Annotated in this window: 24 protein-coding genes; 11 read left to right on the top strand and 13 right to left on the bottom strand. The window is 71.3% G+C overall.

Annotated elements, in window-relative coordinates:
* Positions 1–78: 78 nt before the first annotated feature.
* A complete protein-coding gene (locus RAB70_RS01560) occupies positions 79–1,005 on the bottom strand; it encodes a hypothetical protein (protein WP_017909712.1) in 927 nt (308 codons plus the stop codon).
* Between the two features lie 214 nt (positions 1,006–1,219).
* Between RAB70_RS01560 and RAB70_RS01555 the strand changes: the two genes are divergently transcribed.
* Positions 1,220–2,437, top strand: a complete 1,218-nt coding sequence (locus RAB70_RS01555) for an MFS transporter (protein ID WP_148829495.1) — start codon at positions 1,220–1,222, stop codon at positions 2,435–2,437.
* Here the strand turns inward: RAB70_RS01555 and yccS are convergent.
* The 7 genes from yccS to purH form a co-directional block, all read right to left on the bottom strand.
* Positions 2,376–4,604: a YccS family putative transporter gene (yccS, locus tag RAB70_RS01550; protein ID WP_148829494.1), complete on the bottom strand. Its 2,229-nt coding sequence runs from the start codon at positions 4,602–4,604 to the stop codon at positions 2,376–2,378. The genes RAB70_RS01555 and yccS overlap by 62 nt on opposite strands.
* A gap of 65 nt (positions 4,605–4,669) precedes the next feature.
* Positions 4,670–4,870, bottom strand: a complete 201-nt coding sequence (locus tag RAB70_RS01545) for a hypothetical protein (protein ID WP_309252744.1) — start codon at positions 4,868–4,870, stop codon at positions 4,670–4,672.
* A 212-nt stretch (positions 4,871–5,082) separates the two neighbouring features.
* Positions 5,083–5,613, bottom strand: a complete 531-nt coding sequence (locus tag RAB70_RS01540; protein ID WP_225851737.1) for a uracil-DNA glycosylase family protein — start codon at positions 5,611–5,613, stop codon at positions 5,083–5,085.
* A 332-nt stretch (positions 5,614–5,945) separates the two neighbouring features.
* Positions 5,946–6,968 (bottom strand): IS5 family transposase, encoded by a 1,023-nt coding sequence (locus tag RAB70_RS01535; RefSeq protein WP_148829423.1) that lies wholly within the window; start codon positions 6,966–6,968, stop codon positions 5,946–5,948.
* 247 nt (positions 6,969–7,215) lie between these two features.
* Complete coding sequence (purD, locus tag RAB70_RS01530) at positions 7,216–8,505, bottom strand: phosphoribosylamine--glycine ligase (protein ID WP_148830058.1); 1,290 nt, start codon at positions 8,503–8,505, stop codon at positions 7,216–7,218.
* 55 nt (positions 8,506–8,560) lie between these two features.
* A complete protein-coding gene (locus RAB70_RS01525) occupies positions 8,561–9,424 on the bottom strand; it encodes a hypothetical protein (RefSeq protein WP_170268211.1) in 864 nt (287 codons plus the stop codon).
* Positions 9,425–9,435: 11 nt separating this feature from the next.
* Entirely contained in the window at positions 9,436–11,019 is a 1,584-nt protein-coding gene (purH, locus tag RAB70_RS01520) for a bifunctional phosphoribosylaminoimidazolecarboxamide formyltransferase/IMP cyclohydrolase (RefSeq protein ID WP_148830059.1), read from the bottom strand.
* Positions 11,020–11,275: 256 nt separating this feature from the next.
* Here purH and RAB70_RS01515 point away from each other — a divergent pair, with 256 nt between their 5' ends.
* The 8 genes from RAB70_RS01515 to RAB70_RS01480 all read left to right on the top strand — a co-directional run bounded on the left by RAB70_RS01515 (position 11,276) and on the right by RAB70_RS01480 (position 19,206).
* Positions 11,276–11,890, top strand: coding sequence for a CDP-alcohol phosphatidyltransferase family protein (locus tag RAB70_RS01515; protein WP_017911013.1), 615 nt, complete (start codon positions 11,276–11,278; stop codon positions 11,888–11,890).
* Between the two features lie 62 nt (positions 11,891–11,952).
* A complete protein-coding gene (locus RAB70_RS01510; protein WP_148830060.1) occupies positions 11,953–13,707 on the top strand; it encodes a bifunctional alpha/beta hydrolase/class I SAM-dependent methyltransferase in 1,755 nt (584 codons plus the stop codon).
* Positions 13,704–15,041 (top strand): phosphatase PAP2/dual specificity phosphatase family protein, encoded by a 1,338-nt coding sequence (locus RAB70_RS01505; protein ID WP_148830061.1) that lies wholly within the window; start codon positions 13,704–13,706, stop codon positions 15,039–15,041. The genes RAB70_RS01510 and RAB70_RS01505 overlap by 4 nt, the downstream gene beginning before the upstream one ends.
* Positions 15,038–15,487: a hypothetical protein gene (locus RAB70_RS01500; protein WP_148830062.1), complete on the top strand. Its 450-nt coding sequence runs from the start codon at positions 15,038–15,040 to the stop codon at positions 15,485–15,487. The genes RAB70_RS01505 and RAB70_RS01500 overlap by 4 nt, the downstream gene beginning before the upstream one ends.
* The gene (locus RAB70_RS01495; RefSeq protein ID WP_148830063.1) at positions 15,484–16,953 is read left to right on the top strand and encodes a TIGR04222 domain-containing membrane protein; all 1,470 of its coding nucleotides are present in this window, start codon (positions 15,484–15,486) and stop codon (positions 16,951–16,953) included. The genes RAB70_RS01500 and RAB70_RS01495 overlap by 4 nt, the downstream gene beginning before the upstream one ends.
* Positions 16,953–17,606: a CDP-alcohol phosphatidyltransferase family protein gene (locus RAB70_RS01490; RefSeq protein ID WP_148830064.1), complete on the top strand. Its 654-nt coding sequence runs from the start codon at positions 16,953–16,955 to the stop codon at positions 17,604–17,606. The genes RAB70_RS01495 and RAB70_RS01490 overlap by 1 nt, the downstream gene beginning before the upstream one ends.
* Complete coding sequence (locus RAB70_RS01485; RefSeq protein ID WP_017909397.1) at positions 17,603–18,235, top strand: 1-acyl-sn-glycerol-3-phosphate acyltransferase; 633 nt, start codon at positions 17,603–17,605, stop codon at positions 18,233–18,235. The genes RAB70_RS01490 and RAB70_RS01485 overlap by 4 nt, the downstream gene beginning before the upstream one ends.
* Positions 18,232–19,206 carry a phosphatidate cytidylyltransferase gene (locus RAB70_RS01480; RefSeq protein WP_170268212.1) on the top strand — a complete coding sequence of 325 codons (975 nt, stop codon included), beginning with the start codon at positions 18,232–18,234 and terminating at the stop codon, positions 19,204–19,206. Before RAB70_RS01485 ends, RAB70_RS01480 begins: the two co-directional genes overlap by 4 nt.
* 449 nt (positions 19,207–19,655) lie before the next feature.
* Here the strand turns inward: RAB70_RS01480 and fis are convergent, their stop codons facing one another.
* The 4 genes from fis to prmA all read right to left on the bottom strand — a co-directional run bounded on the left by fis (position 19,656) and on the right by prmA (position 22,486).
* A complete protein-coding gene (fis, locus tag RAB70_RS01475) occupies positions 19,656–19,928 on the bottom strand; it encodes a DNA-binding transcriptional regulator Fis (RefSeq protein ID WP_010343856.1) in 273 nt (90 codons plus the stop codon).
* Positions 19,929–20,044: 116 nt separating this feature from the next.
* Positions 20,045–20,722: a DUF3426 domain-containing protein gene (locus tag RAB70_RS01470; protein WP_225851559.1), complete on the bottom strand. Its 678-nt coding sequence runs from the start codon at positions 20,720–20,722 to the stop codon at positions 20,045–20,047.
* Between the two features lie 312 nt (positions 20,723–21,034).
* The gene (locus RAB70_RS01465; RefSeq protein ID WP_148827974.1) at positions 21,035–21,481 is read right to left on the bottom strand and encodes a helix-turn-helix transcriptional regulator; all 447 of its coding nucleotides are present in this window, start codon (positions 21,479–21,481) and stop codon (positions 21,035–21,037) included.
* Positions 21,482–21,565: 84 nt separating this feature from the next.
* A complete protein-coding gene (gene prmA, locus RAB70_RS01460) occupies positions 21,566–22,486 on the bottom strand; it encodes a 50S ribosomal protein L11 methyltransferase (protein WP_148827975.1) in 921 nt (306 codons plus the stop codon).
* Positions 22,487–22,792: 306 nt separating this feature from the next.
* Between prmA and RAB70_RS01455 the strand changes: the two genes are divergently transcribed.
* Entirely contained in the window at positions 22,793–23,722 is a 930-nt protein-coding gene (locus RAB70_RS01455; protein ID WP_148827976.1) for a hypothetical protein, read from the top strand.
* Entirely contained in the window at positions 23,719–24,075 is a 357-nt protein-coding gene (locus RAB70_RS01450) for a hypothetical protein (protein ID WP_017911500.1), read from the top strand. Before RAB70_RS01455 ends, RAB70_RS01450 begins: the two co-directional genes overlap by 4 nt.
* 238 nt (positions 24,076–24,313) lie before the next feature.
* Here the strand turns inward: RAB70_RS01450 and accC are convergent, their stop codons facing one another.
* Positions 24,314–25,681 carry an acetyl-CoA carboxylase biotin carboxylase subunit gene (accC, locus tag RAB70_RS01445; RefSeq protein ID WP_017911501.1) on the bottom strand — a complete coding sequence of 456 codons (1,368 nt, stop codon included), beginning with the start codon at positions 25,679–25,681 and terminating at the stop codon, positions 24,314–24,316.
* Between the last annotated feature and the right edge of the window lie 2 nt (positions 25,682–25,683).

The raw sequence follows: 25,683 nt of genomic DNA, 5'->3' as shown, positions 1-25,683 counted from the left end.
GGCGCGCACGGTGGCGATGCCGCAGCCGATCCGCGCCGGGGCTGCATGCGCCACGCGCCGTCTGTCGCAGTGCCCGCCTCATGCTGTGCGCCCGAGCCGCTTGCGCCATTGCTGACGCAGCCACAGGCGGATGTTGTAGCGGCGCTTGCGGCTCATGAACGGGTAGCGCAGGGTGATGCCGAGCAGGCCGCGCAGCGTGTCCAGCCGCGGCGCCTGCGCGGGCAGGGCGTCGCAGCGCACCGAGATGCGGTCGCAGCCGGCGTCGTGGGTGCGGTGGATGACGTCGGCACGCATGATCAGCAGGTCGCCGACCGCGAGGTGCGGCACCACCTTGTGCGCTTCCAGGTCGAAGCCGATCTTCCAGCCGGGGCTGGCGTCGTACAGATCCTCGATCGCGTACCAGTCGCCGATGGCCAGGGCCTCGCCCGGAAAGCGCAGCCGGAACCAGTCCAGCGTGTCGGCCTCCACGCAGCGGAAGCGCAGCGCGCCGCGGCCCTGGATGCGCTGGTGCAGCTGCGGATCCAGCCGCGCGACCACGTCGTCGGCGACGATGGCCACGTTGGCCAGGCCGGCATCGGGCTTGCGCACCGGCATGTAGCAGATCAGGTAGTTGCGGTGGTCGCCATGCAGGAAATAGCTGAAGTGATCCAGGTGCCAGTTGAGCGCGCCGCCCGGCGCGGTCTTCGGATCGCGGTGCTGGTCGAACGGCAGACGCAGGCTTGGCGCGGCATGGCTTTCGCGGATGCGGATGGCGCAGTAGCCGAAGCGGTCGACGGCGATCGCCAGGCCCATGGCCGCGGCCACCGCCGGCACGGTGGCGGCGATGCGGGCCTGGATGCGCTGCATGTCCGCCGCCGGCAGGTCGCCGATCACGCCGTCGTGGAACTTCTCGGCGCCTTCCAGGAAGCGCAGCAGGCTGTCGGGAATGTCGCCGTCGCCCAGGAAGCCGCGGACCACCGCATACCCGTGCTGCTGCAGCGCCTCGGCGATGTCGGTGCTGGGCATGGTGCGGGTTCCTTCGGCGCGGGGGCGGTGGTGGGGCGGCGCTCCAGTCCGGACGCCGCCTGCGTTCGAAGCGGCGGCCCCGGCGAACCGGCCGGCCTGTCGGCGCGGGAATCACACTATCTCGAAAACAGATGGCAGTGGTGAAAAAAATGCGTTTGAAAGATCGCTGCCACCGCCACAGACTGCGCCCCTCCCCACGATCCGGTGTCCGTCCATGGAAACGACCTCGCATCCGCCGATGCGCCGCGGCCTGGTGCTGCTGATGGCCACCGCCACCGGCCTGGCGGTGGCCAGCAACTACTACGCGCAGCCGCTGCTGGAGGTGCTGGCGCAGACCTTCGCCATCGACGTGCGCCGCGCCGGTGCGGTGGTCACCACCGCGCAGCTGGCCTATGCGGCGGGCCTGCTGTTCCTGGTGCCGCTGGGCGATCGTTTCGAGCGCCGCAGCCTGATCGTCGGCCTGTACGCGCTCAGCGCGGTCGGCCTGCTGGTCAGCGCGATGGCGCACAGCTTCGCGTTGCTGCTGCTCGGCACCTTGATCACCGGCCTGAGTTCGGTGGCGGCGCAGATCCTGGTGCCGTTCGCCGCGACCCTGGCCGCGCCGCACGAGCGCGGCCGGGTCATCGGCACGGTGATGAGCGGGCTGCTGCTGGGCATCCTGCTGGCCCGCACGGCCTCCGGCCTGCTGGCCGGGATCGGCGGCTGGCACACCGTGTACTGGGTCGCGGCGGCGCTGATCCTGGTGGCCTCGGGGCTGCTGTGGCGCGGCCTGCCGCGGCACCCGGGCAACCCGCACCTGTCCTATCCGCACCTGATCGGTTCGGTGCTGGCGCTGCTGCGCGACGAGCCGGTGCTGCGCGCGCGCTCGGTGCTGGGCGGGCTGCTGTTCGCCGGCTTCAGCATGTTCTGGACCACCCTGGCGTTCCTGCTGTCCGGCCCGGACTACCGCTACGGCACCGCGACCATCGGCCTGTTCGGGCTGATCGGCGCGGCCGGCGCCTTCGCCGCCAACCTGTCCGGCAAGCTGTCCGACCGCGGCGCCGGCCATCTGGTCGGCTGGGGCGGCCTGGTCATGCTGCTGCTGTCGTGGTTGCTGTTGCTCGGCGCGCCGCACTCGCTGTGGCTGCTGATCGCCGGCGTGGTGCTGCTGGACGTGGCGGTGCAGGGCGTGCACATCGGCAACCAGAGCGTGATCTACCAACTGGATCCGGCCGCGCGCAACCGCATCACCTCGGCCTACGTCACCTGCTATTTCATCGGCGGTGCGATCGGGTCCAGCCTCGGCACCGCGGCCTATGCCTACGCCGGCTGGCGCGGGGTGGCGCTCGGCGGTGCGGCGCTGGCGGTGGTGGCGCTGCTGTGGATGGGCCTCAGCGTGCGGCCGGGGCGGCAAGCGCCGGCGCCGGCGCCGGCGGCACCGTCGCGGCAGTGACCGCCTGCGCGGCGTCGCGCAGCTTGGGCAGCAGGCGCAGGGTCAGCGCGAGCTGGTTGCGCACCAGCCGGCGCTTGGCCTCGTCGATGCCGTCCTCGCGTTCCAGCGCCTCGGCCAGTGCGATCTCGGCCGGCTCGTCGGCGGCCGGCAGCGCACGTCGTTCCGCAAGCGCGTCGGCCAGCGCGCCCAGCGCCTGCGGCAGGTAGTCGCCGGCGCGGGCGATGTCCGGATCAGTCTCGCCGGCCAGCGCCGCCCGATGCGCGCCCAGCGCCGACAGATAGCCGAGCAAGGTGTTGGACAAAGCCAGGAAGCGGAAGCCGGCATCCAGGTTGCGGCGGTAGCGGCCGGGCTCGCGCAGCATGTTCGACAGCGCCACCGACAGCGCGGCGTCGGCGTTGTGCATGTCGCGGCGGGCGATGCGGTAGGGCAGGTCGTCGCGCATGCCGCTGCGGTACTGCTCCAGCACCTGCGCCAGGTAGCGCGCGCTGCTGGACAGCACCGTCGCCAGCACCTGGTTGAGGCGCCGGCCCTGCCAGTCCGGCAGGATCAGGAACGAGGCGGCGGCGGCGATCGCGCAGCCGATCAGGGTGTCGAGCAGGCGCGGCCAGATCAGCATGAAGCCGTCGCCGATCAGGTTGAAGCAGAACAGCGCCATCACCGTGATCGCCGCGGTGGCGAGCATGTAGCGGTCGGTGCGGGTGACGAAGAACACCAGCGTGCCGAGCAGGGCGAACAGCAACTGCAGCTCGGTGCCCGGGAACAGCTGCATCAGCGCCCACGCCGCGCCCAGGCCGATCAGGGTGCCGGCGATGCGCTGGGCCAGGCGCAGGCGGGTGGCGCCGTAGTTGGGCCGGCACACGAAGGCGGTGGTCAGCAGGATCCAGTAGCCGTTGCTGGCGTGGATCGACTGCATGATGGCGTAGCCCAGCACCAGCGCGATCGCCATGCGCAGGCCGTGCCGGAACAGCACCGAGCCGGGCGTGAGCTGCTGGCCCAGGCGCCGCAGCATCTCGCGCAGGGTGTGCGGCGACGAGTCGCGCAGGCGAGTGTCGAGGGTGTCGCTGGTGGTGTCCGACTGCGCGGCCTCGGCCAGGCGCCGCTCGATGCTGTGCAGGTTGGTCACCAGCAATTCCAGCGAGCCGAGCAGCCGCGCCTGCCGTGGGTCGGCACGGGCGTGCAGGAAATCCAGCGACTCGCGCAGGTCGGTGGTGGCCTGCTGGGTCTGCTCGCCGTAGTCGAACGGCTGCCGCAGCCGGATCGCCTCGCCCAGCGCCGCGCAGGCCTTGCCCTGCAGGGCAAGCAGGCGCTGGCAGCGGTACAGCACGTCGCTGTGGAAGAACGCGTCGGTCAGCGCCTCGTACGGGTAGTGCGAGGAACTGGCGCGCTCGTGGAAGTCCTGCGCCATGTAGTACAGGCGGAAATACAGGCCCGACTGCACGCCGGGCCGGCCGGAGCGGCCGAAGCGGCTGATGATCGCGGTCTTGGCCGCGTTGAGTGCGGCCACCACCTGCGCGTTCTGCTCGGCCAGCGCCAGCCGCCGCGCGTGCAGGTCGCTCTGCCGCACCGGCTCGAACAGGGCCGCCTTGAGCCGCAGGTAGCGGCCCAACTCCAGGTACAGCCGCGACAACCGCTCGCGCACCGGCCGGTTGGCGAACAGCACCGTCCACAGCACCGACAGCACCGCGTACCAGCCGGCGCCGAGCAGCAGCAAGGCCACGCCGTGCCAGGCGTTGCCGCCGACATGGCCGTTCTGGGTGCCGTGATCCAGGCCGATCATCGCGTAGATCGCCAGCGCCACCGTGGCCTGGGCGATGGAGGCGTAGCGTTCGCCGAGCGCGCCGAGCAGGGTCAGGGCGAAGGTGGACAGTGCCAGGCCGGCCGCGAACGGCCACGGATACGGGAACAGCAGTACCACCGCGGCCGCGGCGGCGGCGAAGCACAGCAGCGATAGCAGCACCGACTTGATCCGGCCCAGCCAGTTGTCGTCGGTCTCGGCGATGGCGCTGGCGATGGTGCCCAGGAAGATCGCCGGCACCGCCTCCAGTTGCTGCAGGTGCCAGCACACGCCCATCGCCACCGCCAGCGCGATGAACACGCGCAGCCCGTAGCTGGCCTTTTCGTGGGCCCACAGGCGGCTCAGGCGGGTTTCGATCGAGGGGGTCGGCACGGCGACACGATAGCGCACCGTCGCTGTATGCGATCCCCCTCGGGAGGGTGGATGCACGCGGGCGCTCAGACCTCCAGGTGCCGCAGTCGGGCGTCCAGCAGTGCCGGGAAGCGCTTGTACCAGGTCTGGTTGAGTGGCGAGGGATGCGGCAGCGGATGCAGCACCACGCGGCGGCTGCGGCGGCCGTCCTCGCTGTGCAGCTTCACCTCGGTCTGCGCCTGGAAGCGGTCCTCGCGCGCCCAGAACGTTTCCAGCGCCGCGCGCACCTCGCGCGGCTGGTCGATGCCGAACCACAGGAAGGCCTCGCGGCTAGGGCGTGTCGTCCATTCCCGAGGATGCCGCGTTGGGTCTGGCAGGCGCGCGGCCGGCGTTGCGTGGCGCAGCGCCTGACTGGCCGTCAGGTCAAGCCGCGCGGCGCCGGCCGCGCGCCTGCCAGGCCCAACCCGAAGGGCCGTGATTGCGCGCGCCCGTGACCGCGTCATCGCTCGGGCGTGGACGGACGTCCACTTCCTCCCTCTTCCTTGCCACAGGCACGCGCAATCACGGCGCGGCATGCTCGGGAACGGATGACGCGCCCTAGGGTGAGGATGGCGTGGCCGCGCCATTGCTCGAGCAGTAGGTGCCGCATCAGCGGATGGAAGCGCCGCTTCACCGGCATCGACCACGCCTTGTTGCCCACTGGCTTGTACGGCACGGTGTTGAGCCAGAAGGCGACGCGGCCGGCCTCGAGCCCGGCGGCGAAGTCGGGCATCTCCGCCCCGTCGTGCAGGTGTCGGTACAGCGCCTTGCGCACCAGCTGGCCGCCGCTCCCGACGAAGGGTTCGCCGTGCTCCACCTCGCTGCGGCCCGGGTCGCGGCCGAGGATGCACACCCGCGCGTCGCGGCGGCCCAGGCCGATGATGGGATCGAGCGGATCCTTGCCGCAGGCGGCATAGGCCGCGGTATCGATGCCGTCGGTCTGCGCGGCGAGCGCGCGGAAGCGGGTGCGGAGAGCGGGGGACAGGGCCATGGAGCGTGTGCGAATCGGTGGGGAATCCAGGCTAGCGCAGCGGCGATGGTGGCTGCGTGCGGGCTTCCACGCGAGAGCGGTGTGCGCTCCTTGTGGGAGGGACACCAGTCCCGGCAAGCGAGGATGTCAGCCGCGCTTTGAGCTTCACTCGTCGCGGCTGAAGCCGCTCCCACAGGGAGTGGATCGGGTGTCCTTGTGGGAGGGACTTCAGGGCACCTCGAACAACCTGCCACGACCTGGAGCCAGGGGTAGCATCTGTCGCAACGGCACCAGAGCGGCGCCTGATCGTGGTGGTTGGGAGGCTGAGGTGGCCGCTGGGCTACCTCAGCCGATCACGCTGGCGCCATGGCCCGCTCCTGTAGCCGTGCCAGCCGCATCACGTTATGGCTGGCGACCTTCAGCCCGATCACCACCTTTGCCCGCGCCAAGCCGATGCAGCGTACGAACTTGCCGCCTTGTTGGGCCAAGCGCGCAAACGGGTGCTCGCCGAACACCCGATCCTTGGCAATTCGACGGTTCCGGCGCTTTGCTGCCTCGCTCAAGGGCTTGCGCGCATGCCCTTGATGTTGGATCGCGGGGCGGTAACCACGCCTTTTCAGGTCTGCTTCCCGCGCTGCATCGGCATACCCGCTATCGGCCCATACCGTGCGGCCGGTGTTGTCCGGGTCCAGCACCTGCTCGAAGTGACGGCTGTCGTGCACGTTGGCCGCGCTCACGTCGTAGCGGCGGATGAAGCCCCAGCGACGGTCCGTGCTGGCGTGCAGCTTGTAGCCGTAGAACGCCACCCCATGCTTCCTGGTCCAACGTGCCTGCATATCCTTCTGCGCACGCTTGGCATCGCTCCAGTCCTGGCCGACGTCATCGCCCTGCTTGATCTGCGCGTTCTCTTCGCGCGTGTTGCGCTGGATCGGAGCGCTGACGATGCTGGCGTCGATGATCTGACCGCCGCGGGCAATGAACCCGGCACGTTGCAATTGCTCACCGATCGCCGCGCTGATGTCGCCCATCAGATCCTTGGTCTTGAGCCGTTCGCGCCACACCCAGATCGTCTTGGCGTCGGGCACCTTGCCGCTGTGTTCCAGTCCGAGGAATTGCTGGAAGCTGCGCCGATCCAGCACCTGGTACTCCAGCGCATCGTCGGAGAGGTTGTACAACTGCTGCAACAGCAGCAGCTTGATCATCACCTGCGTCGGCCAAGCCGGACGGCCACCGCGCTTGCCAGTACCCAAGGACAGCTTCGCGTCTACGACGTGAGCAATCCCGGCAAAGTCGATATGCCGTGACAGCAGAGCCAGAGGATCGCCGATCTGCTGCCGCTTGGCTTCGCGTTCGTGGCCGGCAAACAGGCTGATCATCGTGGCGTCCTCGGCGTGTTCTCCAGACCAATGATGCCAAAGGCGGGGTTTTTAGAGGTGCCCTTCAGTCCCGACGCCGGATGGTGTCAGCCGGCATCGTGCTTTGCTCCTCGCGGCTGAAGCCGCTCCCACAGGGAGTGGATCGGGTGTCCTTGTGGGAGGGACTTCAGTCCCGACGCCGGGTGATGTCAGCCGGCATCGGGCTTTGCTCGTCGCGGCTGAAGCCGCTCCTGCACGTGGCGACGTGCTACGCCCCCTGCTCGCGCGCGATCGCACGCCAGCCGATGTCGTGGCGGTGGAATTCGCTGGCCCAGTGAATCTGCGCCACGCCGGCGTAGGCACGGCGCTGCGCCTCGGCCACGCTGTCGCCCAGCGCCGCCACGCACAGCACGCGGCCGCCGGCGCTGAGCACCCGGCCCTGCGCATCCAGCGTGGTGCCGGCATGGAACACCTTGGCGTTGCCCGGGACCGCGTCCAGGCCGGTGATCGCTTCGCCGGTGACCGGGGTTTCCGGATACGGCGCCGCCGCCAGCACCACGCCCAGCGACGGGCGCGGATCCCACTGCGCCTCGGTGGCGTGCAGGCGTTCGTCGAGCGCGGCCTCGAGCAGGTCGAGCAGGTCCGACTGCAGGCGCAGCATCACCGGTTGCGTTTCCGGGTCGCCGAAGCGCACGTTGAACTCGATCACCTTGGGCGCGCCGCTGGCGTCGATCATCAGTCCGGCGTACAGGAAACCGGTGAACGGCACGCCGTCGTCGCGCATGCCGCGCACGGTCGGCTCGACCACCTCGCGCATCACCCGCGCGTGCACCTCGGGCGTCACCACCGGCGCCGGCGAGTACGCGCCCATGCCGCCGGTGTTGGGGCCGGTGTCGCCGTCGCCGACGCGCTTGTGGTCCTGGCTGGTGGCCATCGGCAGCGCGGTGTGGCCGTCGACCATGGAGATGAAGCTGGCTTCCTCGCCGTCGAGGAATTCCTCGATCACCACGCGCGCGCCGGCGTCGCCGAAGGCGTTGCCGGACAGCATGTCGCGCACCGCGGCCTCGGCCTCGTCCAGCGACATCGCCACGATCACGCCCTTGCCGGCGGCCAGGCCGTCGGCCTTGATCACGATCGGCGCGCCCTTGTCGCGGACGTAGGCCAGCGCCGGCTCGACCTCGGTGTGCACGGCGTAGAACGCGGTGGGAATGCCGTGGCGCTGCAGGAAGTCCTTGGCGTAGGCCTTGCTGCCTTCCAGCTGCGCGGCGGCGGCGCTGGGGCCGAAGATGCGCAGCCCGGCGGCGCGGAAGCGGTCGACCACGCCCAGCACCAGCGGCACTTCCGGGCCGACCACGGTCAGTGCCACGCCTTCGTCCTGGGCCAGCGCGAGCAGTCCGTCGAGGTCGTTGACCTTGACCGGCACGTTGCGGCACTTGGCCTCGCCAGCGGTACCGGCATTGCCGGGCGCGACCAGCACTTCGTCGACACGGGGGGACTGGGCCAGCTTCCAGGCCAGGGCGTGTTCGCGGCCGCCGGAGCCGATGACGAGCAGTTTCATCGCGGAATTCCAGATTGCAGGGGAAAGGGGAACGGCTGCGCCGGGCGCGCGCGCCTCACGTGCAGCCTTCGCGCTGCAGCGCCTCGGGGAAATGGTAGGTCCAGGTCTTCGCGTCCAGGGCGAAGCGGTGGCTGCGCTGCACCGGGCGCTGGCCGCACTCCGTGCCGGTTTCCTCGATCAGCAGCGGCCAGACGCGGGCGGCGTGGTCGCGGTCGTCGAAGCGCAGGGCGAAGTCGATGGCGAACTGGCCGGCCTTGCAGTCCGCGGCCGCATCGGCGGCATCGCAGTCGGCGGCGGCGCTGTTGTCGATGTGGCTGCGCACGCTGCCGGCGTCGACCAGGCCCTTGGGGCCGGGTAGGATCAGGGTCTGCGATTGCAGCGCGTAGCCCTGGCCGAACCAGCCGTCCTCGACGCGGAACCCGTAGAAATCGCTGCCGGCGCGGACGATGCCGACCTCGCCGGGCTGGCCCTGGCTGCCGTAGGTGCCGCCGGTGCGCTCGGCGGCGACGGCGAAGCCCTGGCCCTCGGGGCGCAACACGTAGAAGTCGATGGTGCCCGGTTCGGGATGGCCGGCATCGCGCAGCGCGCCGCACACCGCCAGCAACTGCTGCCAGCCGTCGCCGGTGACCACCGGCTGTTCGGCGCACACCTGCCAGTCCACCGCATGACTCTCGCCCCCCTGGGTCCATTGCCCCGGCCAATGCCCGGCCAGCGTCGCGGCGCTGCCGTAGCGTTGCTGCAGGAACGTCTGCAGGCGCGCGGTGCGGCTGACGTGCGCGGGCGCGGCGGCGCTGGCGGGCGCGGCCGCAGGTGCGGCGCTGGGCGCGGGTGTCGCGGCCGGCGTGCAACCGCCCAGCACGAGGGCGCCGGCCACGGCCAGCACGGCGAGTGGACGGGGCACGACAGCGGACAGGCGCATCGCTGCAGACCTCAGTGGCGGAAATGCCGCACGCCGGTGAACACCATGGCGATGCCGTGCTCGTCGGCCGCGGCGATGACCTCGGCGTCGCGCATCGAACCGCCGGGCTGGATCACCGCCTTGATGCCGGCCGCGGCGGCGGCGTCGATGCCGTCGCGGAACGGGAAGAACGCATCGGAGGCCATCACCGAGCCCTCCACGGCCAGGCCGGCATCGGTGGCCTTGATGCCGGCGATGCGCGCCGAGTACACCCGGCTCATCTGCCCGGCGCCGACGCCGATGGTGCGGTGGTCCTTGGCGTAGACGATGGCGTTGGACTTGACGTACTTGGCCACCTTCCACGCGAACAGCAGGTCGGCGAATTGCGCCTCGGTCGGCGCCAGGCGGGTCACCACCTTCAGCGCATCGCGCGGCACCACGTGCGCGTCGCTGGTCTGCAGCAGGATGCCGGAGCCGACGCGCTTGCTGTCGATGCCGTAGGCGCCGTCGCCGGCGGGGATGCGCAGCACGCGCACGTTGGCCTTCTTCTTGGCGTATTCCAGCGCGGCGTCGTCGTAGTCGGGGGCGATCAGCACTTCGACGAACTGGCGGTCCAGGATCGCCTGCGCGGTGGCCGCATCCAGGCGCCGGTTGAAGGCGATGATGCCGCCGAAGGCGCTGGTCGGGTCGGTGGCGTAGGCCAGTCCGTAGGCGTCGCCGCAGCCGGCGCCGACCGCGACGCCGCACGGGTTGGCGTGCTTGACGATGACGCAGGCCGGCGCGTCGAACTGGCGCACGCATTCCCAGGCCGCATCGCTGTCGGCGATGTTGTTGTAGGACAGCTCCTTGCCCTGCAACTGGGTGAAGGTGGCCAGGGTGCCGGGCGTGGGGAAGAGGTCGCGGTAGAACGCGGCCTGCTGGTGCGGGTTCTCGCCGTAGCGCAGTTCCATCACCTTGACGAAGCTGGAGTTCATCTGCGCCGGGAACGCGCTGCGCGTCGGCACGGCGGCGTCGCTGGCGGTGACCGCGGACAGGTAGTTGCTGATCGCCGCGTCGTACTGGGCGACGCGGTTGAACGCGGCCACGGCCAGGGCGAAGCGCTTGGCCGCCGACAGCCGGCCGTCGTTGGCCTCCAGCTCGGCCAGCAGTTCGGCGTACTGCGCCGGATCGGTGGCCACCGCCACGCGGGCGAAGTTCTTGGCCGCCGAGCGCAGCATCGCCGGGCCGCCGATGTCGATGTTCTCCACCGCGTCGGCGAGCGTGCAGTCGGCCTTGGCGGTGACCGCCTCGAACGGATACAGGTTGAGCACCAGCAGGTCGATCGCGGCGATGCCGTGCTCGGCCATCACCGCATCGTCGGTGCCGGCGCGGCCGAGCAGGCCGCCGTGCACCAGCGGGTGCAGGGTCTTGACCCGGCCGTCCATCATTTCCGGGAAGCCGGTCAGTTCGGACACGTCCTTCACCGCCAGCCCGGCCTCGCGCAGGGCCTTGGCGGTGCCGCCGGTGGACAGCAGCTCGACGTTGCGCGCGGCCAGCGCGCGGGCCAGGTCGATCAGGCCGGTCTTGTCGGAAACGGACAGCAGTGCCCGGCGCACGGGCAGGAAATCGGAGGACATGGGGCAGGGCGGGGGCAGCGGAACGGGCCGCCATTGTAGGCGCTGAGGCCCGCCGACGCCCGGCCGGCCGAGCCCACGGGCCTGCGGATCGCGTGCGCGGCGGCGCCGGCACACGGTGTGCGCGCCTCGCCGTGGAGCCGCGCGCGCGGTGCGTGCGGACCGTGCAGAACACCTGCGCCGTGGCTTCGGCCGCGCGCGCAGCCGCTGCGATGCATTAGGCTGTCGCCGCCCCGCCCTCGCCGTCAGGACCACGCGCGTGTCGATCTATGCCCTCAAAGGACGTTTCCAGGACCTGCTGCGGCCCGGCGTGCGCGTGCTGTACCGGCTCGGCGTCACCGCCAACCAGGTGACGGCGGCCGCGGCGCTGCTGTCGCTGCTGGTCGCCGCGGTGGTCTACACGCAAGGCGCGGCGCAACCGCTGTGGTACGCGCTGCTGCCGCTGTGGATGCTGCTGCGGATGGCCTTGAACGCGGTGGACGGCATGCTGGCGCGCGAGTTCGGCCAGCAGTCGCGGCTGGGCGCCTACCTCAACGAACTGTGCGACGTGGTCGCCGATGCGGCGCTGTACCTGAGCCTGCTCGGCGTGCCCGGCGTCGGTGCCGGCTGGCTGTGGCTGATGGCGCTGACCGCGGCCTTGACCGAATATGCCGGCGTGCTCGGGCTGATGGTCGGCGCCAGCCGCCGCTACGATGGGCCGATGGGCAAGAGCGACCGTGCCTTCGTCATCGGCGTGCTGGGGCTGCTGCTGGCCGGCGCCTGGATCGGCGCGGCGACGGTCACGGCCGTCGCCATGGCGGTGGCGCTGTTGTGCGCGGCGACCGTGCTGCGCCGGGTCGCGGCGGGATTGCGCGAGGCGGCGGCACGCGCGTGAGCGGGGCGGCCGGCGTGGCCGCGGCGAACAGGGATTCAAGACAGACAAGGAATCGGCAACGGATGCGGCAGGTCAACGAAAGCGAATTCGCCAGTTTCGACGGCACACGAGTGTTCTACCGGCATTGGCCGGCCACGACGCCGGCGGCGCCGCCGCGGGCGGTGGTGCTGCTGCACCGTGGCCATGAGCATTCCGGGCGGGTCATGCACCTGGCCGAGGAACTGGGCCTGGATGAGTGCGCGCTGTTCGCCTGGGATGCGCGCGGCAACGGCCGCTCGCCCGGCGCGCGCGGCGATGCGCCCGGCTTCCCGGCGCTGGTGCGCGACCTGGACCGCTTCGTCGCGCACATCGGCGAGGTCCACGGCATTGCCGTGCAGGACATCGTGGTGGTGGCGCAGAGCGTGGGCGCGGTGGTCGCCAGCACCTGGGTGCACGACTACGCGCCGCCGCTGCGCGCGCTGGTGCTGGCCTCGCCGGCGTTCAAGGTCAAGCTGTACGTGCCATTCGCGCGGCCCGGGCTGGCCCTGATGCAGAAGCTGCGCGGCAACTTCTTCGTCAACAGCTACGTCAAGCCGCAGTGGCTGACCCACGATCCGGCGCGGGTCGAGAGCTATCGCAACGATCCGCTGATCACCCGGCCGATCTCGGTGCGCGTGCTGCTGGGCCTGTACGCGGCGGCCGACCGCGTGGTCGGCGATGCGCAGGCGATCACCGTGCCGGTGCAACTGCTGGTGTCCGGCAGCGATTTCGTGGTGCACCGCGGCCCGCAGGACCGCTTCTACGAGCGCCTGTCCTCGCCGGTGAAGGAGCGCCACCTGCTGCCCGGTTTCTTCCACGACACCCTGGGCGAGCGCGATCGCGCGCCGGCGCTGGCGCAGATCCGTCGCTTCGTGCGCGAGCGCTTCGCCGAGGAACCGGCATTGCCCAGTCTGCGCCACGCGCACCGCCGCGGGCCGACCTTCGAGGAGGCCGAGCGCCTGGCCTGGCCGCCGCAGCGCTACAGCCTGCAGGACCTGCGCTGGCGCGGCGTGCGCGCCGGCCTGCGCGTGGGCGGCCAGCTCTCCGAAGGCATCGCCCTCGGCCTGCAGACCGGTTTCGATTCCGGCAGTACGCTGGACTACATCTACCGCGACCAGGCGGCCGGGCGCGGCCCGCTGGGGCGGATGATCGACCGCAACTACCTGGATGCGATCGGCTGGCGCGGCATCCGCGTGCGCCGCCAGCACCTGCATGAGCTGCTGGGCCTGGCGATGCAGCGGCTGCGTGCCGCCGGCCTGCCGGTGCGCGCGCTGGACATCGCCGCCGGCCACGGCCGCTACGTGCTCGAAGCGCTGGCCGGCGGCAGCCAGCGCGCCGACGCGATCCTGTTGCGCGATTTCAGCCCCTTGAACGTGGCGCAGGGTCGCGCGCTGATCGCCACGCTCGGCGCCACCGACATCGCCCGCTTCGAACAGGGCGACGCCTTCGACCGCGACGCGCTGGCCGCGCTGCAGCCGCGGCCGACGCTGGCGGTGGTGTCGGGCCTGTACGAGCTGTTCCCGGACAACGACCAGGTGCTGCGCTCGCTGCAGGGCGTGGCCGCGGCGGTGGAACCGGGCGGCTACCTGGCCTACACCGGCCAACCCTGGCATCCGCAGCTGGAGTTCATCGCCCGCGCGCTGACCAGCCACCGCGGCGGCGCGGCCTGGGTGATGCGCCGGCGCACCCAGCAGGAGATGGACGAACTGGTGCGCACGGCCGGCTTCCGCAAGCTGGAGCAGCGCATCGACGAATGGGGCATCTTCACCGTGTCGCTGGCGCAGCGGATCGCGCCATGAGCATGGCGGCCGCGCGGCCGTGGCGGCGTGCGCTGGCCTGGCTGGCGCTGCTGGGGCCGTTCTTCTTCCTCAGCTACGGCCTGGCCAACACGCTGGCCGCGCGTCGCGCCGCCGTGCCGTCGCTGCCGTTCGCCTGGGAAACCCAGATCCCGTTCTGGCCGTGGACCATCGTCCCGTACTGGTCGATCGACCTGTTCTACGTGATCTCGTTCTTCGTGTGCCGCACGCGTGCCGAGCTGGACACGCATGCGCGGCGCCTGCTCACCGCGCAACTGTTGGCGGTGGGCTGCTTCCTGCTGTGGCCGTTGCGCTTCAGTTTCGAGCGGCCGCCGACCGAGGGCGTGTTCGGCTGGCTGTTCGCGGTGCTGCTCGGCTTCGACAAGCCGTTCAACCAGGCGCCGTCGCTGCACATCGTGCTGCTGGTGGTGCTGTGGGTGCGCTATGCGCAGCACCTGCACGGGCTGGCGCGGCTGGCCCTGCACGGTTGGTTCGCGCTGATCGGCCTGTCGGTGCTGACCACCTACCAGCATCATTTCCTCGACGTGCCCACCGGCCTGGCCGCCGGCTGGCTGTGCGTGTGGCTGTGGCCGGAGCGCATCGCCGCGCCGTGGCGCGCCGCGGCGCCCGCGCGCGATCCGCGGCGCTGGCGCCTGGCCGCGCTGTACCTGCTCGGCAGCGCGGCCTGCGTGGCCGCCGCACGCGCGCTCGGTGGCGCCGGCTGGTGGCTGCTGTGGCCGGCGCTGTCGCTGCTGCTGGTCGCGCTCAGTTATGCGCTGCTCGGCCCGCTGGGCCTGCAGAAGCGCGTCGACGGCCGCTTGAGCCTGGCCGCGCGCTGGCTGTACGCGCCGTACCTGGCCGCCGCCTGGCTCAACTCGCGTGCCTGGACCTGGCGCGATCCGGCGCCGCGCGAGATCGCCGACGGCGTCTGGCTCGGGCGCCTGCCCGGCCGCGGCGAGCGCACGCGCTTCGCCACGGTGGTCGATGTCAGTGCCGAACTGTCGTTGCGCGAGGCGCAGGCGCACGACCGCGTGGTGCCGATGCTGGACTTGGTGGCGCCGCCGACCGTGGCCTTGCGCGCGGCCGCCGACGCGATCGCGGCGGCGCGCACGCACGGCGCGGTGCTGGCCTGTTGCGCGCTGGGCTATTCGCGCAGTGCGGCCGCGGTCGCCACCTGGCTGCTGCGCAGCGGCCGTGCCGCCACGCTGGACGACGCGCTGGCGCTGTTGCGGGCGCGCGCGCCACGCATCGTGCTGGGACCGGCGCAGCGTGCCGCCATCGCCGCCGCCTGCACCGCGCCGCCGGCGCCGCTGCAGGCGCAGGAGCTGCCGGCATGAGCACGCCGCTGGAACTGCGCACGATGGCGGCGGTGTTGCGCCAGGGTGCGCCGCTGGATCGGCTGTCGCTGCTGTTGCTCGCGCTGACGGTGGCGCTGGCGGCGTGGTATGCCGGCATCGGTGCCGTCCTCGCCGTATCCTGCTGCGGCGTCGCCGCCTTGGCCGGCCTGTTGCAGCGCTATTGGGCGGCGCGGGTTGGCCTGGACGTGGCGTTGCTTGAGGCAGTGCTGGCCGAACCGGACCTGCAGCGCGCCGGCGCCGACCTGGACGCGACCCTGCAGCGGCTGGGCTTGCTGCGCACGCTGCCGCCGCCGCGCGACTGGCTGGCGCGCTGGCAGGGCATGCGCCGCCTGCTGCGGCGGCAGCTGCTGTGTTTCGCCCTTCAGGTTCTGTCACTGCTGCTGGCACTGTGCTCGGCGCCCGCGGGCTGGGGAGCGCTGCGATGACGCGAACGCCGACGCCACTGCTGCCGGCCAGCGTCGATCCCGATCACGCGGCGTTGTGGCAGCGTCTGCAGGCCGACGGCTTCGGCGAGGGCGAGACGGCGTTGGCGGCGTTCGAGCGTCGCGTCGCCGAGGAGGCCGGCGTGTCGCCGGCGCTGGCCACGCAACTGGTCGAGGAATACCGGCGTTTCTGCTTCCTGGCCTGCGTCGCCGGCGAAGAGATCACGCCGAGTCCGCTGGTCGACCAGGCCTGGCATGCACACCTCACCGACACCCGCGAATACTGGCAGCGGTTCTGTCCACAGGTGCTGCGCCGCACCCTGCACCACCACCCCGGGCGCGGCGACCCGGCCGACGCCGCGCGCTTCCAGGCCCAGTACGCGGCCACCCTGGCGCATTACCGGCACTACTTCGGCGAACCGCCAACGGCGTGCTGGCCGGCGCCGGCCGGCACGCGGCCGCCCGCGCCGGCAATGCGCCAGGCCGGCACGCGCCGCAGCGTGCCGGCGCGTGCCGGCGTCGCCGTGTGGGGCTGGATGCTGGGCGTTGCCCTGCTGTTCGCAGTGCTCTGGCAACGCCACGGCCCGCTGTCGCCGCTGCACTGGCCGGGACCGCCGTTCCTGCTGCTGTTCCTGGCCGGCATCGGCCTGGCCTGGAACCTGGGCGCGCGCCTGCGCCTGGCCGTGCGCGGACTGCGCCACGCGACGCTCGATACGCCATTGGACGCCACCGAACTGGCGTATCTGGCCGGCGGCAGCGAGCGCGTCGCCGATCAGCAACTGGCTCTGCTGCTGGCGGCCGGCGCGGTGCGCCTGCAGGCGGAGCCGCACGTGCGCCGCCAGGCGCGGCTGCAGTCCAACACGGTCGCGGTATCGCCGACGCTGCAGCGCGCGCTGGCGATCGTGCGCGCGCACCCCCAACTGCAGCAGGCGCTGGCCGCGTTGCAGCGCGATGCCGCGCCGCTGCGCCGGGCGCTGGTCGCCAAGGGGCTGTGGCTGGGCCATGGACAGGCGTTGTGCGCCCGCCTGCTCGGCGCCGCGCCGTTGCTGGCGCTGTGGACCCTGGGCGTGATGAAGTTGCGGATCGGCCTGCAGTTGCAGCGTCCGATCGGCTTCCTGGTGGCGGCGATGGTGGTGGTCGCGGTCGTTGCGCTTGGCTTCCTGCTCACGCCACCGCGGCGCAGCGTCGCCGGCGACGCGCTGCTGGCCGAGCGCGATGCGGCCTGGCGTGACGGCGTCGCCACTCCCTCGCTGGCGCCCGGTTCGCATCTGGCGCTGCCGCTGGCCCTGGCCGGGACCAGCGTGCTGATGACCACGCCCTGGGCCGACTATCACGCCTTGCGTGCGCCCGCAGCCAACGGCCGCGGCGGCAGCTGTTCGACCAGCAACTGCGGTGGGGGAGGTGGCAGCAGCGACGGCGGCAGCAGTTGCGGCGGCGGTGGCTGCGGCGGCTGCGGAGGCGGCGACTGATGGCCGCTTCGACCTGGCAGGCGCGGCGGGCGCAGTGGCGCGCGCGGCTGGCGCTGGCGTTGCGCGCGCGTGGGGCCACGCCGAATGGCGTGTCCTGGACCGGACTGGCGTGCGCGGTGCTGGCGGCGCTGATGTTCGCCCTGGCCTGGCGCGAGCCGCCGGCCAATGCCGCCGCGCTGCTGGTGCTGGCGGCGCTGGCGCTGCAGGCGCGGCTGCTGTGCAACCGCCTGGACGGGTTGCTGGCGCAGCAGGCGCAGATGATCGGCCGTGCCGGGGCGGTCTACAACGAGGCGCCGGACCGGTTGTCGGACGTGGCGGTGTGCCTGGGCGTGGGCTATGGCCTGCAACCGGTGTTGGGCATCGGTGCGCAACTGGGCTGGGCCGCTGCGCTGGTGTGCGTGGGCACCGCCTACGTGCGCATGCTCGGCCTGGCCTGCGCGGTGCGCGAACCGTTGCAGGGGCCGATGGCGCGCGTGCAACGCATGCATTGGCTGTCGCTGGCCGCGTTGGCGGCGGCCGCTGCATTGCTGCTGCAACACGCCACACTGGCCTGCATGCTTCTTGCCGTGGCGCTGGCGCTGCTGATCGCCGCCGCCGCCCTGACCATCGTGATTCGCGTGCGCGCCATCGTGCGCGAACTGGAGTGGAAATGATCGCCCGTCTGATCGCCCGCGGCTGCAGTGCCGCGATCCGTCTGCTCACCGGCGCACGTGCGCTGTGGCGCGGCTGCATGCCGTCCAGCGAGCGCCGCGTGTACTACGGCAACCACGCCAGCCACGGCGATTTCGTGCTGATCTGGTCGTCGTTGCCGGCAGCGCTGCGACGCGAGGTGCGGCCGGTGGCGGCGGCCGACTACTGGCAGCGCGACGCGTTGCGCCGCTACCTGATCCACGCGGTGTTCAACGGCGTGCTGATCGAGCGCGATCCGCAGCAGCGACAGCGCGATCCGATCGCCTGCCTCTGCGAGGCGGTCGACGGCGGCGGCTCGCTGATCCTGTTTCCGGAAGGCACGCGCAATACCGAGGAGGGCCTGCTGCCGTTCAAGAGCGGTCTCTATCACCTGGCGCGGCAGCGTCCGGAACTGGAGTTCGTGCCGGTGTGGATCGACAACCTCAAGCGGGTGATGCCCAAGGGCAAGTGGCTGCCGTTGCCGTTGCTGTGCACCACCACCTTCGGCGAACCGCTGCGGCTGGGCGCCGGCGAGGACAAGCAGGCGTTCCTCGATCGCGCGCGCGCGGCCTTGTTGGCGTTGGCGCCGGAGCAGGCGGAGGCCGCCCGATGAATCCGATCGCGCTGAGCGAACACCTGCAGCAATCCTCGCTGCGGCAACAGACGGTATGGCTGTTCCTGGGCATCGCCACGGTGCTGGTGGTGGCCACGCTGATCGCCGAGGCCCTGCGCTGGCGCGCGCGCGAACGGCCCAGTGCGGTGCTGGACAACCTGGTGGCGCGGATCCGCGCCTGGTGGGTGATGGCGACGGTGGTGGCGCTGGCGTTCGCCTTCGGCCGGCTCGGCGTGATCGTGCTGTTCGCGCTGGTGTCGCTGTTCGCGCTGCGCGAGTTCATCACCCTCACTCCCACCCGGCGCGGCGACTACTACGCGCTGCTGGCCGCGTTCTACGTGGTGCTGCCGTGGCAGTACTGGCTGGTGTGGAGCGACTGGTACGGCCTGTACACGCTGCTGATCCCGGTCTACGCGTTCCTGGTGCTGCCGATCCTGTCCACCATCGGCGGCGACACCACGCGCTACCTGGAGCGCACCGCCAAGGTGCAGTGGGGGCTGATGATCAGCGTGTTCTGCATCTCGCACGTGCCGGCGCTGCTCAACTTGCGCATTCCCGGCTACGAGGACCGCAACCTGCTGCTGTTCGCGTTCCTGGTGATCGTGGTGCAGTCCTCCGACGTGCTGCAGTACGTGTGGGGCAAGCTGCTGGGCCGGCACCTGATCGCGCCGAAGCTGTCGCCGTCCAAGACCGTGGAAGGTTTCGTCGGCGGCATCCTCTCGGCCAGCCTGCTCGGCGCGGCGCTGTGGTGGATCACCCCGTTCTCGCCGCTGCAGGCGTTCGCGCTGGCACTGGTCGCCAACCTGATGGGCTTCTTCGGCGGCCTGGTGATGTCGGCGATCAAGCGCGACCGCGGCATCAAGGACTGGGGCCACATGATCGAAGGCCACGGTGGCGTGCTCGATCGATTGGACTCGGTGTGTTTTGCGGCGCCGGTGTTCTTCCACCTGATCCGCTATGGGTGGGTGTGAGGGCGGGGAGTGGGGATGGTGGGATTGGGGATTGGTTGGAGCGTCGCGCGCTGTGCGTGTGCATCTATGCGGGCGTAGGAGTGGCTTCAGCCGCGATGCTTTACCGAGAGCGCATCGCGGCTGATCGCGCAGGAGGACAGCATGGCTTCCGCACCAGCATCTTCAGACGCTGTCGCGTCGGGGCTGAAGCCCCTCCCACAATGGCGAGGCGCCGTGTTCGGCGTTCTGTGGTTTCTTCGCCGCGGTAGCGCGTTTGCTATCGCCAGGTGGGTTTCAGGCGTCGCGGCTGAAGCAGCACCTATGAGGGCGATGTGCAGGCGCTACACGCTGGGTCGCGATGTGTGTCGGATCGCTTGACAGTCAAGTCATGCAGGACAGCACGCTGGATTCCCGATTCCCGATTCCCGATTCCCGATTCCCGATTCCCGATTCCCGATTCCCAGCCTGACTCAGGCCAACCCGTATTCCTTGAGCTTCTTGCGCAAGGTGGCGCGGTGGATGCCCAGCAGCGCGGCGGCGCGGCTCTGGTTGCCTTCGCAATGGTTGAGCACTTCCACGAACAACGGGATCTCCATCTCGCGCAGCACGATCTCGTACACGTCGTCGGCGTCGCAGCCGTCGAGGTCGCGCAGGTAGCGGCGGACCGATTGCGCCACGTGTTCGCGCAGCGGCGGCTTCGGCGCGCCGCGACTGGAGTCAGGACGAGTGGTGGCGGCGTTCAAGTTCGACGGATCCCCGGATGACAGCGGCGCCGGACGGCAGGAGGGCCGGCGCGGGGGGACGAGTCTAGCGCGTGGCCTGCGTCGCTGCCATGGCGTAGTGCCCGAACGCAGCGTTCTCAGTGGAAATCGAAACTGAATGCCGCCGTCTCGGCGGCCGGTTCGCGCACCTGGAACGCGACCTGTGCGCTCTGTCCCGGCGCCAGTGTGGCGCTGTCCGGCCGTGCGCGCCCCAGGTACTCCTGCGGGCGCAGCACGCGGCTGCCGATGGTGCGGCCGTCGGCGTCGGCCAGCGACAGTTGCAGCAGCGGCCAGGCCTGCGCCCAGCGCGCGTCGTTGCGGAAGGTCGCCTGCACCTGCAGGGTGCCGGCATGGCCGGGCAGCGGCCGCACCTCGCGGCTGAGCATGGTGAAGGCGGCCGGCTCGCGCCAGGCCGGCACGCTGCAGCGCAGGACCTGGCAGACCCCGGCCACCCACGGCCGCCAGCGCGGGTCGGCGCCCAGGCGCTGGCGATCGGCGATCAGGATCTGCAGCGTCAGCAGCAGGCCCAGCCCGGCCAGTGCGATCCACTGCCATGGCGCGGCACGCAGCACCGGGCGGCGTTCGCGCGGGCCATGCAGGAAGCTGGGCGCGGCGGCGGCGGACACTGGCGAGGTGGGGACTGTCGCGGGAGTCGCGCCCGCGGCCGGTGCCAGTGCCGGGTCGGTCGCCGACGCGCGGGCTGGCGACAGCGTCTCCAGGTCGCCCGCGTCAGGTGCGGCGTGGACCGCGTCGGTCTCTTCCTCGGCGGGCTTCACGTTCGCAGACGCTGGCGAGACGCTCGACGCCACGGGCGGCGCTGCAGTGTCGGTCAGCGGCGTCGCGGGTGCCGACGCATCACCGCCCGCCGCCGGCGCGACCGGGGTCTCGCCCTGTGTGGCGGACGGATCGGGCTGACGCAGCAAGGTGGCGAGGCTGGGACGGGGCGGAGTGCGATCGGGCATGCGCGCGGGCGACGACGGCGAGAGCCGTATTCAAGCACGCGCCGGCGGGATCTGCAGTGCGCTGCCGGCGGATCGCGGCCTTTCTCAGCGCTGGACGCTCTACGGAGCGAGGGGCCCGCGGCGTGCTCAGCGCGACTTGCGGGTGTCGAGCAGGTCCAGCAAGCCGGCGCGCTGGCGCGGGCTCAGGCTGTCGAAGCGCTCCAGCAGGCGCAGTTGCTGGTCGGTGAACTGGTAGTGGTTGGGCAGCTCGCCGATGGCCGCGGCGTCCGCCGCCATCGGTTCGCCGAACACGCGCTCGCCACGGCCGGTGGCCAGGTACTCGAAATGCAGCCCGCTGCGGCGGGCCAGGGCGATCAGGTGCTCCAGCGCTGGCGCGGTGCCTTCGGCCATTTCCCACTGCGCCACGGCGCTGCGGGTCACGCCCAGGTCCAGCGCCAGGGCCTCCTGGGTGAGGCCGGTGAGCTTGCGCGCTTCGCGCACCCGTTCGTACAGCTTGCTGTTCACACGCACCTCCGCAGGGGAGGCGAGATATAGCCGCGCCGGCCACTGCGTTTGGTTCGCAGTGCTGTCCATCAGTTAAATGTTAGCGATACTGTCTTCTGCGCTATGGGCCGGCTGGCCTTGCGGGGCCACGCCCCGGCGTGGCCGTGCCCCGGTTCAGTCCCGGCGCACGCCGTCGATGCGCATCCAGTCGCCGTCCTGTTCGGTGCGCAGCTGGGCGAACCACGGGGCGTAGCGCTGCAGCAGCTCCTGTTCCTGGCCATGCAGGATGCCGGACAGGGCGATGCGCCCGCCCGGCGCCACGCGCGCGGCCAGGGTCGGCGCCAGCGCATCCAGTGCAGAGGCGAGGATGTTGGCCACCACCACCGGATAGGTGGCCGCCGGTTCGTCGGCAGGCAGGTACACGGCCAGGCGCTCGCCCACCGCGTTGCGTTCGGCGTTGTCGTGGCTGGCCAGCAGCGCCTGCGGGTCGTTGTCCACGCCCACCGCGGCGGCGGCGCCCAGCTTCAGCGCGGCTAGCGCCAGGATCCCCGAGCCGCAGCCGAAATCCAGCACGCGCGCCTGCGCCAGGACGCCGTCGGTGGCCAGCGCGTCCAGCCAGCGCAGGCACAGCGCGGTGGTCGGGTGGGTGCCGGAGCCGAACGCCAAGCCCGGGTCCAGGCGCACCACGGCGGCGTCGGTGCCGCGGGCGTCCTCGGGCAGGTCGTGGTTCCACGGCACGATGAAGGTGCGCGCGCCGAAGCGCATCGGCTGGAACTGGTCCAGCCAGGCCCGTTCCCAGTCCTGGTCGTCGACCTTGCGGAAGGTGACCTGGGCCCAGTCCAGCCCGGGGTCGAACGCCTCCAGCGCGGCCAGCAGCACCAGCCCGTCCTGGTCCTCGGGGAACAGCGCGCTCAACACCAGCGTGCCCCACAGCGGGGTCTCGCCCACGCCCGGTTCCAGGATCGCGCGTTCGTTGCTGGTGTCGGCGTCGGCATCGAGCAGGGTCACCGCCAGCGCGCCGACATCCTCCAGCGCGGTCTCGTAGCGGGGCTGGGTGGCATCGGTGCAGCGCAGGGTCAGTTCGAGGAACGGCATCGGTCGGTGGGGCAAGAAGGGGAAGCGCGCATCTTAGACGGGCGGCGGGCGTCGCGCTGGCGACGGCCCGGCCGGCGCGGCGGAGCAGGGCGGGCGTATCGACGGGCCAGGCCTGGGATGTGGTGACACGCCGGCCACCGCACCCTGCCGTTCGTCCCTGCCGCCCGGCCGCGCGTCCGTGCGCCGATGCCGCGGCCCGCATTTGGCGCATGCCGCCGCCGTGGCCTGGGGTAGACTGCCGGCTCGCAGCGGCCGGGCGACAGGGGGTCCGGCTGCGCTTCTGCCCGTTGTCCGGCTCTCTCGCGCATGCCCGTCGTGTCCCGTCCAACCTGGCTGTTGCTGGCGCCCGCCGCGCTGTTGCTGGGCGTTGTCGCCTATCGCGTGCTGTCGCTGCCGGCTGCACCGGCAGCGTCCGTGCCGGCGACCGCGGTGGCGGCCGCTGCCGCCCCTGCGCCTGTCGCGTCGGCCACCGCGTCGCTGCCGGCGTCCACGCCAGCGCGCCCGCGTCGTGGGGACGCCGAGGGCGAACGCGGCGCCGACCTCTACCGTGCCGCGCAGCAACTGTCGATCGCCGCCGCGCACGGCGACCCCGAGGCGTCCTGGCGGCTCAGCCGCATCTACGACTACTGCGCCGGCTATGCGATGGACCCGGTCGGCTACGGCGCCGATACCCGCGCCATCGCCGACGCCCGCCTGCCGACCTCGGCGCAGATGGTGCAGGCGCGCGCCCGCGTCGGCCGCCGCTGCGCCGGCTTCGCGCCCGGCGACGGCCTGACCCGCCAGGCCATCGTCGCCCAGCGCGTGCAGGCCGCGCGCGGCGGCAACCTGGCCGCCGAAGCGGCGCTGCTGGCGCTGGGCCAGCCGTTGCATGCCGGCGCCGAGTACAAGCGCGATCTGGTCGCGCGGGTGCGCGCCTCCGGCGATCCCGATGCCTACGTGGCGCTGTCGCCGGCGATGGGCCTGGCCGCCAGCGGCGACGACAGCCTGGACGGGCGCGTGGCCGGCACCCAGTTTTCCGAATTGGCCTGGCAGTTGGCCGCCTGCAGGCTGGGATTGGATTGCGGCCCGGACAGCGAACTGATGACCCGCTATTGCGCCAACGGCGGGATCTGCTCGCGCGACCCCACCCAGGACTTCAGCAGTTTTGTTTACGACGCCGCGGTGCCGCGGCAAGGCACGGACACGATGAACGACATGGTCAATCGACTGGTGGACAGCAAGGGAGCAGGCTCATGAATTACCGGCGATGGCTGCACGGCGCCAAATTCTGGTTCTGGGTCCTGGCCTTCGTCGCCTACTCGGCGGCGGCGGCGGGCCTGTTGCTGATCGACACCGCCGAGCAGCGCTATCGCGGCCTGTCCAAGGTCGAACTGACCACCGCGCACGCCGCGCCGGACGTGCGCCGCGCCGGCGCCGCGCAGGTGGCGGCGATCTACCGCGCCAACAGCGGCATGCCCTTCTCCACCCTGGCCCCGGGCAGCACCTTCCAGATCGTCTGGCCGGACGGCTCCACCGAGACGGTGATGATCGTCAGCCCGACCTCGAGCCTGGGCGTGGAGCCGGTGGCGGGAACCCAGCAGGGGAAGTAGCCGGGAGTGGGGAACCGGGAATGGGGAATCGCAAGAGCGGGTTCCCGGCCCCTCATTGCACTGCGCGGTGGTTGTCGCAACGATGTCGGCGACGGGCGCCGACGCGCTGCATCGAAGCCATTCGCTCCCGGGACCTATTCGTTCCGTCCCGATCCTGCGGCGAGGTCGCGGCCTTCACCGCCGAAAATCGGGAGCCGGCACTGCCGATTCCCGATTCCCGTTTCCCCATTCCCGGCTGTCAAACCAAGGCAATCGACTTGTTCTTGCGCTCGGCCAGGCGCTTTTCCAGGTAGTGGATGTTCTGGCCGCCGGCCTGGAAGCCTTTGTCGCGCATGATGCGCTGTTGCAGCGGGATGTTGGTCTTGATGCCGTCCACCACCATCTCGCTCAGCGCCACGCGCATGCGCGCGATCGCGGTCTCGCGGTCGGGGCCGTGCACGATCAGCTTGCCGATCATCGAGTCGTAGTTCGGCGGCACCTTGTAGCCGCTGTAGATGTGCGTATCCACGCGCACGCCGGGGCCGCCGGGCGGGTGGAAGCCGGTGATCAGGCCCGGGTTGGGCATGAAGGTTTCCGGGTCCTCGGCGTTGATGCGGCACTCGATCGCATGGCCGCGCAGGACGATGTCCTTCTGCTTGATGCTGAGCTTGTGCCCGGCGGCGATGCGCAGCTGCTCGCAGACCAGGTCGATGCCGGTGATGCGCTCGGTGACCGGGTGCTCCACCTGGATGCGCGTGTTCATTTCGATGAAGTAGAAGCGCCCGTTCTCGAACAGGAACTCGAAGGTGCCGGCGCCGCGGTAGCCGATGCGGATGCAGGCGTCCACGCAGACCTTGCCGATCTCGTTGCGCAGTTCCTCGGTGATGCCCGGCGCCGGCGCTTCCTCCACCACCTTCTGGTGGCGGCGCTGCATCGAGCAGTCGCGCTCGCCCAGGTGGATGGCGCCGCCCTGGCCGTCGGCCAGCACCTGGATCTCCACGTGACGCGGGTTCTCCAGGAACTTCTCCATGTACACCTGGTCGTTGCTGAAGGCGGCCTTGGCCTCGGACTTGGTGGTCTCGATGGCGGCCTTCAGCGCGGCCTCCGAATGCACCACGCGCATGCCGCGGCCGCCGCCGCCGCCGGCGGCCTTGATGATCACCGGGTAGCCGATCTCGCGGGCGATCTTGGTGTTGGCGACGATGTCCTCGCCCAGCGGGCCGCCCGAGCCGGGCACGCACGGCACGCCGGCGGCCTTCATCGCGCGGATCGCCTCGACCTTGTCGCCCATCAGGCGGATGGTGTCGGCCTTGGGCCCGATGAAGATGAAGCCGGACTGCTCCACGCGCTCGGCGAAGTCGGCGTTCTCCGACAGGAAGCCGTAGCCGGGGTGGATGGCCTGGGCATCGGTGACCTCGGCCGCGGCGATCAGCGCCGGGATGTTGAGGTAGCTCTCCGACGAGGGCGCCGGGCCGATGCACACCGACTCGTCGGCCATGGCCACGTGCTTGAGGTTGCGGTCCACGGTGGAATGCACCGCGACCGTGCGGATGCCGAGCGTATGGCACGCGCGCAGGATGCGCAGCGCGATTTCGCCGCGATTGGCGATGACGACTTTATCGAGCATGG

It is taken from the genome of Xanthomonas sontii (assembly GCF_040529055.1).
Lineage (GTDB): Bacteria > Pseudomonadota > Gammaproteobacteria > Xanthomonadales > Xanthomonadaceae > Xanthomonas_A > Xanthomonas_A sontii.
This window is presented reverse-complemented; position numbering and strand designations above follow the sequence as displayed.

Bases quoted from the DNA above. Each gene is read 5' to 3' on its own strand.
- RAB70_RS01560 (WP_017909712.1), bottom strand. From the start codon at position 1,005: ATGCCCAGCACCGACATCGCCGAGGCGCTGCAGCAGCACGGGTATGCG.
- RAB70_RS01555 (WP_148829495.1), top strand. From the start codon at position 1,220: ATGGAAACGACCTCGCATCCGCCGATGCGCCGCGGCCTGGTGCTGCTG.
- RAB70_RS01540 (WP_225851737.1), bottom strand. From the start codon at position 5,613: ATGGCCCTGTCCCCCGCTCTCCGCACCCGCTTCCGCGCGCTCGCCGCG.
- RAB70_RS01535 (WP_148829423.1), bottom strand. From the start codon at position 6,968: ATGATCAGCCTGTTTGCCGGCCACGAACGCGAAGCCAAGCGGCAGCAG.
- purD (WP_148830058.1), bottom strand. From the start codon at position 8,505: ATGAAACTGCTCGTCATCGGCTCCGGCGGCCGCGAACACGCCCTGGCC.
- RAB70_RS01525 (WP_170268211.1), bottom strand. From the start codon at position 9,424: ATGCGCCTGTCCGCTGTCGTGCCCCGTCCACTCGCCGTGCTGGCCGTG.
- purH (WP_148830059.1), bottom strand. From the start codon at position 11,019: ATGTCCTCCGATTTCCTGCCCGTGCGCCGGGCACTGCTGTCCGTTTCC.
- RAB70_RS01510 (WP_148830060.1), top strand. From the start codon at position 11,953: ATGCGGCAGGTCAACGAAAGCGAATTCGCCAGTTTCGACGGCACACGA.
- RAB70_RS01505 (WP_148830061.1), top strand. From the start codon at position 13,704: ATGAGCATGGCGGCCGCGCGGCCGTGGCGGCGTGCGCTGGCCTGGCTG.
- RAB70_RS01500 (WP_148830062.1), top strand. From the start codon at position 15,038: ATGAGCACGCCGCTGGAACTGCGCACGATGGCGGCGGTGTTGCGCCAG.
- RAB70_RS01495 (WP_148830063.1), top strand. From the start codon at position 15,484: ATGACGCGAACGCCGACGCCACTGCTGCCGGCCAGCGTCGATCCCGAT.
- RAB70_RS01490 (WP_148830064.1), top strand. From the start codon at position 16,953: ATGGCCGCTTCGACCTGGCAGGCGCGGCGGGCGCAGTGGCGCGCGCGG.
- RAB70_RS01485 (WP_017909397.1), top strand. From the start codon at position 17,603: ATGATCGCCCGTCTGATCGCCCGCGGCTGCAGTGCCGCGATCCGTCTG.
- RAB70_RS01480 (WP_170268212.1), top strand. From the start codon at position 18,232: ATGAATCCGATCGCGCTGAGCGAACACCTGCAGCAATCCTCGCTGCGG.
- RAB70_RS01465 (WP_148827974.1), bottom strand. From the start codon at position 21,481: ATGGACAGCACTGCGAACCAAACGCAGTGGCCGGCGCGGCTATATCTC.
- prmA (WP_148827975.1), bottom strand. From the start codon at position 22,486: ATGCCGTTCCTCGAACTGACCCTGCGCTGCACCGATGCCACCCAGCCC.
- RAB70_RS01455 (WP_148827976.1), top strand. From the start codon at position 22,793: ATGCCCGTCGTGTCCCGTCCAACCTGGCTGTTGCTGGCGCCCGCCGCG.
- RAB70_RS01450 (WP_017911500.1), top strand. From the start codon at position 23,719: ATGAATTACCGGCGATGGCTGCACGGCGCCAAATTCTGGTTCTGGGTC.
- accC (WP_017911501.1), bottom strand. From the start codon at position 25,681: ATGCTCGATAAAGTCGTCATCGCCAATCGCGGCGAAATCGCGCTGCGC.